This is a genomic window from Natrinema soli (assembly GCF_028618695.1).
Genome location: NZ_JAQIVI010000706.1, coordinates 1 through 8245 on the forward strand (window position 1 = coordinate 1; position 8245 = coordinate 8245).

Here is an 8245-nt window from a genome sequence, read left to right on the forward strand (position 1 = left end):
CGCCGGCGGAGTTTTCGGGCAGCGGCACCGAGGTCGGCGCGGCCACGCGTGCGTGCGTTCGAGACGCGATTCGGGCGTCGCTGCGCGTTCACTACGCGGACAGCGACGTCTCCCTCCCGGAATCGGTCGCGGACGCGGCGTACGGCGTTTCGACGGACGATCGCGCCGAAGTCTTTCGACCGGGCCTCGAGCTGGGAGCCGACGACGATCGCGTTGCGACGGAGTGACTCGAGACACGAACCGCCTCGACCCGACAACTCCCATCGAACGAGTTCCATCCGAGTCACCACGGATGCTCGAGATCCGGTGATCGATAGCGGGGTCCTCTGTATCACTCCAGACCAGCCAACCGGCGTGCGGTGGCGCGCGCTGAGCCGCGGTGAATGCTAATGAACCGCGGCGCGAAATCGTGCGAGGGATGAGCGAGGGAAGAATGACCGAGCGAATCGGTTGGGGAGGGTGTGGCGTTCCCCTGTTGCCACGATAGCAGGACTCTTCTTCACACGAATTTTTATCAGAACCCACTGCACCATTCACGGACGTCACATAGTTCGAATCCCGGCAGTTAACCGGCCGCGCGTCCAATCCTCGGCCAATGGTGGAGGATGACGATCCGTCAGTCGATGCCGACGATCCGTCAGCAATCCGCTCGATCGCGCTCTCGCCGGACGACGCCGTCGACGCCTACGCCTACGGCCGGGAGAATCCGGGCGAGGCCGTCCTTCGCGTAACGCCGCCGTTTCACGGCCGGATGCGGGCTCGAATCCACGTCTACCGCGTCGACGACACCGAACTGACCGGCGCGGTTCACCTCTCGCCCGCCGAGATCATCGAAGACGACGTCGTCGCCGAGTATCCCGACCTCGAGTCGGCGCGCGCGGACGCGGACGACGACTCGGACGCGGACGACGACCCGGACGAGGCCACTGATTCCGAGGAGACCGACCGGATTCGCGAGCGCCACGCCGAGGCCGTCGAGGGATGGCAGGAGCGAGCCCGCGAGGCGATCGTCCAGACGGTCGCGCTCGAGACCGACGACGGCTCACACCGCGTCGAACTCAAGACGCTCGGATAGCGAGCGGTCGACCGGCAGGTCAGCGGTGACTGCTGCTGCTGTGATCCCCATCACAGTCCCATTTCACCGAACGGGACTCCGTCCCGTACTTTCACTTTCACTCCGGACGGATCGGTTTGACGTACTATCACTCCAACTGAAACGTATGTCACTGATCATTGAGGGAGCCGACGAACGGATCGATCTCGGCGAGGGGAGTAACCGACGCGACCGTCACTCGACCACCGACCACACGAACCGGGCGACGCAACAGCACCGACGGATCGACGTCACCGATCTGCATGCCGCGGGGATCGACGAATACGTCCGCACGAACGTCGAGACCGACGACGTCTCGCTCGAGCACCGCGGTAGCCGAACGTACCTCCGACTCGAGGAGTGAGCGGCTGGCGCTCGAGACGACGCCGACGGCGTACTCGCCGTCCGATCGGGATCGGCCCTCGAGAGACCGTCTCACTCCGCGGAATCCGGTAGCCGACTTCGACCTGCCGGTCAGAACCGTTGCAGCCGTATTTCGTGTTCCGTGATCTCGTCGATGTGGTCCTCGTCGAGCCGGTAGTTCTCCATGCCGTCGGCGATCTCCCGATTCCGCCGGAGCCGGGATTTGATCGACTCCGCCATTTCCGGGCCGGGTTCGACGTACGCGACGCCCGCATCGACGTCCCGGACGACGCCGATCTCCTTTCCGTTCGTGTTGAGAACGCGCTTCCCTTCGTCGTCGACCGTCAGGGTGGCGCACATACCGACGGGTTGGCAGAGCAGCGGGGTATACGTTGGACCGACATGTGCATGGGTGCGAGCGACCGGCGATCAGAGACGCCGCCGACGGCCGACGGTCAGTGTCGATCTCGAGCGCTTCGTCGGATTCGGCCCTGTCAGGGCGAACCGGTAGCACTAATCTCTCGGGCCCGAGAGCGCCGGGCATGAAATACGCGCGGATCGCGACCGACGACGGACCGGTTGCCGGACGGTACGAGGACGGCGTCGTTCACACCGATGACGGCGTCTACGAGGTCGACACGGAAGCGGCCTTCCTGCCGCCCTGCGAGCCCTCGGCGCTGTACTGCGTCGGCCGCAACTACGCGGCGACCCTCGATCAGATGGCGTACGAGCGGCCCGACGAACCCGCCTTCTTCATCAAGCCGCCCGCGTCGCTCGTCGGCCACGAGGATCCGATTCCCTACCCCGGTTTCAGCGACGAAGTGACCTACGCCGGCGAGCTCGCGGCCGTCATCGACGAATCCTGTCGGAACCTCTCGGAAGACGAGGTCCCCGAGGTCGTCCGGGGCTACACGATCCTGAACGATATGGACGCGCTCGATCAGGAGGGCCGAACGGCCAGGAAGGCGTTCGACGCCTCCGGCCCGCTCGGTCCGTGGATCGAAACCGCCGTCGACCCGACGGACATCGACATGCACACCGACGTGGCCGGCGAGCGCCGGCAGGAAGCCAACACGGAACGGATGCTGTTCAATCCGTACGAGATCATCTCTTTCCTCTCGCAGCGGTTCACCTTCCGCCCCGGTGACGTCATTTCGTTCGGCAGCCCAGCGAATCCCGGCCTCGTCGAACCCGGCGACACCGTCGAGATTACCTACGACGGCGTCGGCACGCTCCGGAACACGGTCGTGGACTCGAGCGAGCGGGAGACGCTCCCGCTCGAGTAGGCGACGATTCGCGCGTAGACCATCCCTGAGCGCGCTACAGCGTAGTGAACAGTCCACTGCTGGGCGGGAATGAAAGAAGCAGGGCTTTCGGGGTAGCGGAGAGCGATACGAGACCGTAGAACGGATCTACTCATACGGACAGTTGTCAGTCAGTTCCGAAAACCGCGAACCGTCCCGCGGTTGCGCCGGTACATCAATACAGCAGACCGTATCAAAGGATGGGTAGAAAGGCACTTCAGGACGACCCCCCTCTCCAGACTCGTGAGCGCTGACGCTACGCGACGCGTCGAGGTGTATCCCGACCGCGAGGTCGTCGTCGAGTTCGACCCCGCCCTCACGTTCGAGTGCGTCGACGACTGCACGTGGTGTTGCCACCACGGCGTGCTCCTCTACGATCGGGACCTCCTCGAGCTCGCCCAGCGGGCGAACCTCGCCGAGACCACAACGGAGTTTCGCGGCGAGAAGTTCGTCACGCGCGAGGCGAAAGACCGCGACGACCACGTCGCCGAGGACGGCCACGCCTGCGCCTTTTTGCGGGAGGACGGCCTCTGCTCGCTGCACCTCGAGGAGGACTGGAAACCCACCCGGTGTTCGGTCTTTCCGCTCGGGGTTTGGCTCGAGGACGGCGACCTGCACGTCGACATTCGAGAATCGGCCCACGAGCACTGCGAGGGGCTAAATGTGAGCGAGCGGAGCGTTATCGACAACCTCGAGGCCTTTCTGCCGGAGGTCCTGTGGGACCTCGAGAATCCGGATTCGGATCGCGAGCTCTAGCCGGAGCGCCGACCGGAACCGTTCGAGAGGATTAATTCGCCCGTTCTTCCGGCTCGAATACGGGTATATTGCCATCTGTTCTCACGTGGTTCGCTACCATGACTCTCCAAGTATTTAAAAGTCTGCCGCACGTAGTTAGCCTGTGTCAGAAGACTCCGGGCGACGGAACCTCCGTATGCCCAACAGCGATGAAGTATTCGCCGTCGTAACCGAACACCTCGGTGGCAATCACGTTCGCCTCCGCTGTGAGGACGGCGAGGAGCGTCTCGGCCGCATTCCCGGGCGCATGAAATACCGTACCTGGATCGAGCAAGACGACATCGTCGTCGCCGAGCCATGGGACTGGCAGGACGAAAAGGCCACCATCGAGTGGCGGTACACTGGTCAGGACGCGGATCAACTGCGTCGCGAAGGCCACATCGATTGAACCCCGGTATCGGTTCCGCTTTCAACTAGATTTCTCCGCACAGACAGTTCGTCTCTAGCGGTTGCGCTGTACTATTCGATCCGGAGCGAACGGTTCGATATCGACACCGATGACGGGAAATTCCGGCCGGTACCTTTTGCGCTCGGGGGGATTACCACTGGCATGGCGACGAAGGAACCGGTCGAATGTCCGGTCTGTCGCGAACCGCCCGACGTAGGCCAACAGCTCGAGGATCATCTCTTCGCGGAACACTCGAAACGAAAGCTAGCGAAGTTCATCGTGGCCGAAACGGCCGTGCTGGCAAACGGCGACGCGGCCGAGTAGCGCCGCGGTCGTTCGGGCCGTGCGTCGGTCCGCGTCGATGACTGGCGAATACTAGTCGGCGACCGAACGCGAGAGAAAGACGTCCGGTAACGAACCGAGCGCCCCCGTATCGGGACGGTTTGAAATAGCACTCAGCGCGTCGGGACGGTGGCCCCGCGTTCGGAGCCGCGGTGGTCCGGTTCGCCCGACGGCACCGCCGACACGCGCTGGAACACGGCCTCGGGATCGCGGTTCCAGTGGCAGTGCCATCGCGTCGACGAAAGCGTCGATCTCGTCGTCGGCGATCCGGAAGAGCGTGTAACGGACGTGCACGGCGTGGCGCACGCGCTCCGGGAGAAATCGCGTCGCGAGATAGAACGTTTCTCGGTGCGTTTCTGTATCACCTTCCCGGCATCGATGTGTTCCTGTCCTATTTTCTGACTAGTTGACCCGCCTGTTGGCGATCTGATCTCCATCCTCCAACGGTTATATAACGTAACGCCCTTCGCTATCTCACTCCTCCGTCCCGACGGTTCGTCCGAACGGTTCCGCGTGTCCGTCCCGCTGTGTGAGTCAGGTATCGATTATCGATCGGGAGCCGCATTGATCCGGTCGGTCTCGCGACGAGTGAGACGGAGCGTCCGCGCTTCACAGCGTACTGACCTATCTGATTCCATCAGTGACACCTTCGGCAACATTTTTGTAGTAGTTCGTGGACGACTTCCACGGAGATCGGGCGCGCTGGGATACAGATCCCTCAAACGATGATTAGAGTGCTGGAAACGGGCTGGCACGTCGGCAACGACGACCGCTCGAGTACGGGCGCTCGGAGACGGTGGCCGAACTGACGAGGCGATCTCCGATTCGATCCACGCGAACGGACGGGTCGGCTCGATGACGGCGTCCGTCGTCGGCGACCGGCCCTCCCCAGTAGCGCCGTCCACGCTCACCCCTGTCATTCGCGGTCGTCTGCGCAACCGACCGTCTGCCGACGGTCGGTCGGACGACCCGTTCGCACCGACGACGGAGTTACCACTCACAGAGAGCAGTGAACCGCAGCAGCCGCGAGCGAAGCGAGCAGTTCACCGTCGAAGCGGGCGAAGCCCGTGAAGGCGGCTTTGTAGCGTAGATTTTTGCAAGCAGTTCGAGCGATCGAAGGGAGCGAGGTCGTTCAAAACGGCGGAGCCGTTTTGCGATACGAGAAATCTCCGATTTCTCGGCAACCTGCAGCAAAAAGGGACGTATACAGAACTATCGAATAGTGACTGTAGAACACACCTCGAGAACCAATCACGGAGTAGCCTATTCTGTCGATGGGTAATTCCGAGATCTTCTTCGTCAAAAGTCACTCCGAATCCGATCGTTCGATTGGCGTGCAAATGCCGCAAAGCCGATCTCAACGCATACGACAGTCACTGCTGACCGAACAAACATCTATGGGTGCAACTAGCATAGATCGAGACATGGCCAGTAACGTAGTCACACACGAACGGTCACGGTGTCGCAACTGCGGCTTCGAAGCGCCCGGCGGGGACGACGAGTGGCAGCGGATCGAGGTCCCCAAACTGGGTCGAATGACGCAGTGCCCCAACTGCGAGAGTACGGACGTCATCACCAGCCGGTGACGACCGATCCTCGAGCCGGCGGGCCCAGTACGGCGATGATCCGTCGCGGTCCGAGTCCGAGTTCGCAGACAGACTCTTGAGTGTCTCTCCCCTAGAGTTCGTCATGAGCAACGAGGCAGACCACCTGCCGAAAACCGACGACGAGTGGCGCGAGGAACTGAGCGAGGAGGAGTACCGCATCCTCCGTGAGGCAGGAACCGAATCACCGTTCAGCGGCGAGTACGTCGATCACAAGGACGACGGGACCTACGCCTGTGCCGGCTGTGGAGCCGAACTGTTCGACTCCGAAACGAAGTTCGAGTCCGGCTGTGGCTGGCCCAGCTTCTACGACGCCGATGACGACCGGATCGAGACCCGAACCGACACCAGCCACGGCATGCGCCGCACCGAGGTCCTGTGTGCCAACTGCGGCGGTCACCTCGGTCACATCTTCGACGACGGCCCCGATCCCACCGGCAAACGCTACTGCATCAACTCCGCCGCCCTCGAGTTCGACGGGGAGTGATCGGCGGACGCGGATCGACTGTTGGAACGCTTTCGACATCCTCCGCGAAATATCGGCCTGTCACTATCGAATGCAGGCACCACCCTTTTTCAGATGCCCGACTCATCTCCGACCATGTCCGACGAACGGCCGACCGCCGAGGAACTGCGACAGGGGATGACCGTCGAAATCGTGCAGGACGATGCGGACCCGCAATCCGAGGAGACGGAACCGATCATCGGCGAAGTCGGGACGATCTACGGTGACGAGCCCGAAGGCCCGCACGTGGAATTGAAAAGTGGCGTCGTCGGTCACGTCGAATCGGTCGCCCCCGACGAATAACGCCCCGTTCAGCACAACTTCCGTTGTTCGATCGGATCGGAAAATTAGAGCAAATTCTACCTGAAACCACTCCGCTTTATTCGGTGTTTAACCACCGATCATAGAAGCTTCGAAAAATTCATAGTGGCCGTGGTGAAACACTCGAGTATGGCTCCCGAAGCGACGCCGGTCGAACGGCAGGTGGACGGGTCGAGCGAAGTGATGGCGGCCATCGACGAAATCGACGGTCGATCGCACCTCGTCATCGCCGATATCGCTCGAGACGAGGCCTGGTTCGCCGTGCCCGAGGACAAGGCCGTCTCCCTCGAGGAAAATCGGTAAGCCGCTTCGGTCGAATTTCTCGCACATCGCGGCGCGACGAATCGTACACTTCTTTCGAGTCGCAAATCGCACCTAGCGGCCAGTCCCGTCGTCGCGAAACGCCGCGTAAATCATCTCCGCCCGCGTTGGGCCGATCCCCTCGAGCAGCGTGAGTTCGTCCGGGTCCGCCTCGAGCAGTGCTTCGACGGTCGGATACCGGTCGTACAGCGTCGCGGCGAGTTCGGGGCCGATCCCCTCGATACAGCCGTAGATTCGCTTCGTCGTTGGTTCGCGCCGACCGGGAACCGAGCCGGCCGGCAGCCGGCGGCTCGTCGGGTCCTCCGCGTGCTTTCGGCCGAGCCGGATCGCGAAATCGACCAGCTGCCGGCGGTCCGTACAGGGGACGACCGGAACCCCGTGGCGGGCGGTGATCGAGGCCATCGACCCACGAATCGATTCGGGGGAGACGCCCGTCCGAAGCGACTCGAGACCGGCGAAATCGTCCTCGAGCAGGACGTACGGGTGGTCGTAGGCCGCGGCCATTCGCTCGACCTGATCTGCGAGGTCAGAGCCGCTCCGTCCCATGGCACTCGAGACGTAGTCCCGAAGGGTCTTGCGTTCGATACCGACCGAATCGATGGCGATATCGCCGCTCGCCAGCCGCTCGACGCCGACCGCCGTCACGTCGGGATGGACCCGGACCGCCTCGACGAGACCCGCCGGCTCTCGATCGTCGACGGTAACGGCGACGCGCATACTCGTCGTACGGGCTCGAGCGATGAACGAGTGTCGGTTAGCGGTGGTCCCTCAAGTGCGAACGGACCGATGCCTTCTATCCCCAGGGGGCCGTACGAGGAACGAATGGCTTCCACACGGACGCTCGACGACGCCCGACTCCTCGTCGTGGAGTCGCCCGACCCGAGTGCCGGTGACCGTTCGAACGCCCTTTCGGACGCCGTGCTCGAAGACGATGCCCTCGAAGAGGGCACTCTCGACCTGCTCACAGTGTCGACAGCGGACGCGGCGCTCGAGCGCCTCGAGACGGACCACATCGATTGTCTCCTGACCGCACAGACCCTTTCGGATGCAGAGACGACCGGGCTGGCCCTCCTCGAGGCGGTTCGGGAGCGCGACCCCGATCTTCCGGTCGTGCTCGCGCCGGCCGAGGGCGACGAGGAACTGGCCAGCGAGGCGATCGCGGCGGGCGTGACCCAGTATCTCCAGAAGGAGTCCGGGGAGGAGCAGTAC

General features: G+C 63.0%; 13 protein-coding genes and 2 pseudogenes. 12 read left to right on the plus strand and 3 right to left on the minus strand.

Translation table 11 applies throughout. The annotated features are described in order from the left end of the window. The 3 genes and pseudogenes from PGX04_RS30485 to PGX04_RS30495 form a co-directional block, all read left to right on the plus strand. Positions 1–227 (plus strand): annotated as a pseudogene (locus tag PGX04_RS30485) (adenosylcobinamide amidohydrolase); the annotation flags it as partial. Between the two features lie 368 nt (positions 228–595). Beyond that, positions 596–1075: a DUF8009 family protein gene (locus PGX04_RS30490; protein WP_273741909.1), complete on the plus strand. Its 480-nt coding sequence runs from the start codon at positions 596–598 to the stop codon at positions 1073–1075. Between the two features lie 145 nt (positions 1076–1220). After that, positions 1221–1457 (plus strand): hypothetical protein, encoded by a 237-nt coding sequence (locus PGX04_RS30495; protein ID WP_273741910.1) that lies wholly within the window; start codon positions 1221–1223, stop codon positions 1455–1457. A gap of 110 nt (positions 1458–1567) precedes the next feature. Here the strand turns inward: PGX04_RS30495 and PGX04_RS30500 are convergent, their stop codons facing one another. Continuing rightward, positions 1568–1816: a hypothetical protein gene (locus tag PGX04_RS30500; RefSeq protein ID WP_273741911.1), complete on the minus strand. Its 249-nt coding sequence runs from the start codon at positions 1814–1816 to the stop codon at positions 1568–1570. A 182-nt stretch (positions 1817–1998) separates the two neighbouring features. Here PGX04_RS30500 and PGX04_RS30505 point away from each other — a divergent pair, with 182 nt between their 5' ends. The 4 genes from PGX04_RS30505 to PGX04_RS30520 all read left to right on the plus strand — a co-directional run bounded on the left by PGX04_RS30505 (position 1999) and on the right by PGX04_RS30520 (position 4267). Next, on the plus strand, positions 1999–2742 hold the full coding sequence (locus tag PGX04_RS30505; protein ID WP_273741912.1) for a fumarylacetoacetate hydrolase family protein: 744 nt from the start codon (positions 1999–2001) through the stop codon (positions 2740–2742). A gap of 261 nt (positions 2743–3003) precedes the next feature. Then, on the plus strand, positions 3004–3516 hold the full coding sequence (locus PGX04_RS30510) for a YkgJ family cysteine cluster protein (protein ID WP_273741913.1): 513 nt from the start codon (positions 3004–3006) through the stop codon (positions 3514–3516). Positions 3517–3658: 142 nt separating this feature from the next. Then, a complete protein-coding gene (locus tag PGX04_RS30515) occupies positions 3659–3943 on the plus strand; it encodes a translation initiation factor eIF-1A (RefSeq protein WP_083902798.1) in 285 nt (94 codons plus the stop codon). A 162-nt stretch (positions 3944–4105) separates the two neighbouring features. Continuing rightward, entirely contained in the window at positions 4106–4267 is a 162-nt protein-coding gene (locus PGX04_RS30520) for a hypothetical protein (protein WP_273741914.1), read from the plus strand. Between the two features lie 269 nt (positions 4268–4536). Here PGX04_RS30520 and PGX04_RS30525 read toward each other — a convergent pair. Continuing rightward, positions 4537–4680: pseudogene (locus PGX04_RS30525) on the minus strand (squalene/phytoene synthase family protein); the annotation flags it as partial. Positions 4681–5709: 1029 nt separating this feature from the next. On the opposite strand from PGX04_RS30525, the gene PGX04_RS30530 reads away from it, so the two are divergent. From PGX04_RS30530 to PGX04_RS30545, 4 genes are all read left to right on the plus strand, one after another. After that, on the plus strand, positions 5710–5871 hold the full coding sequence (locus PGX04_RS30530; RefSeq protein WP_273741915.1) for a hypothetical protein: 162 nt from the start codon (positions 5710–5712) through the stop codon (positions 5869–5871). Positions 5872–5974: 103 nt separating this feature from the next. Continuing rightward, positions 5975–6376, plus strand: coding sequence for a peptide-methionine (R)-S-oxide reductase MsrB (gene msrB / locus PGX04_RS30535; RefSeq protein ID WP_273741916.1), 402 nt, complete (start codon positions 5975–5977; stop codon positions 6374–6376). Positions 6377–6490: 114 nt separating this feature from the next. Then, on the plus strand, positions 6491–6697 hold the full coding sequence (locus PGX04_RS30540) for a DUF2196 domain-containing protein (protein ID WP_273741917.1): 207 nt from the start codon (positions 6491–6493) through the stop codon (positions 6695–6697). A gap of 147 nt (positions 6698–6844) precedes the next feature. Then, entirely contained in the window at positions 6845–7018 is a 174-nt protein-coding gene (locus PGX04_RS30545) for a DUF7556 family protein (protein ID WP_273741918.1), read from the plus strand. Positions 7019–7090: 72 nt separating this feature from the next. On the opposite strand, the gene PGX04_RS30550 is transcribed toward PGX04_RS30545, so the two are convergent. Then, positions 7091–7753, minus strand: coding sequence for an ERCC4 domain-containing protein (locus PGX04_RS30550; RefSeq protein ID WP_273741919.1), 663 nt, complete (start codon positions 7751–7753; stop codon positions 7091–7093). A 105-nt stretch (positions 7754–7858) separates the two neighbouring features. Here PGX04_RS30550 and PGX04_RS30555 point away from each other — a divergent pair. After that, positions 7859–8245: response regulator (locus tag PGX04_RS30555; protein WP_273741920.1), on the plus strand; the 387-nt coding region annotated here is incomplete at its 3' end.

What these genes read in the sequence shown, in the direction of transcription:
- PGX04_RS30505 (WP_273741912.1), top strand. Translation starts at nt 1,999, where the DNA reads ATGAAATACGCGCGGATCGCGACCGACGACGGACCGGTTGCCGGACGG.
- PGX04_RS30540 (WP_273741917.1), top strand. Translation starts at nt 6,491, where the DNA reads ATGTCCGACGAACGGCCGACCGCCGAGGAACTGCGACAGGGGATGACC.
- PGX04_RS30490 (WP_273741909.1), top strand. Translation starts at nt 596, where the DNA reads ATGGTGGAGGATGACGATCCGTCAGTCGATGCCGACGATCCGTCAGCA.
- PGX04_RS30550 (WP_273741919.1), bottom strand. Translation starts at nt 7,753, where the DNA reads ATGCGCGTCGCCGTTACCGTCGACGATCGAGAGCCGGCGGGTCTCGTC.
- PGX04_RS30495 (WP_273741910.1), top strand. Translation starts at nt 1,221, where the DNA reads ATGTCACTGATCATTGAGGGAGCCGACGAACGGATCGATCTCGGCGAG.
- msrB (WP_273741916.1), top strand. Translation starts at nt 5,975, where the DNA reads ATGAGCAACGAGGCAGACCACCTGCCGAAAACCGACGACGAGTGGCGC.
- PGX04_RS30520 (WP_273741914.1), top strand. Translation starts at nt 4,106, where the DNA reads ATGGCGACGAAGGAACCGGTCGAATGTCCGGTCTGTCGCGAACCGCCC.
- PGX04_RS30530 (WP_273741915.1), top strand. Translation starts at nt 5,710, where the DNA reads ATGGCCAGTAACGTAGTCACACACGAACGGTCACGGTGTCGCAACTGC.
- PGX04_RS30545 (WP_273741918.1), top strand. Translation starts at nt 6,845, where the DNA reads ATGGCTCCCGAAGCGACGCCGGTCGAACGGCAGGTGGACGGGTCGAGC.
- PGX04_RS30500 (WP_273741911.1), bottom strand. Translation starts at nt 1,816, where the DNA reads ATGTGCGCCACCCTGACGGTCGACGACGAAGGGAAGCGCGTTCTCAAC.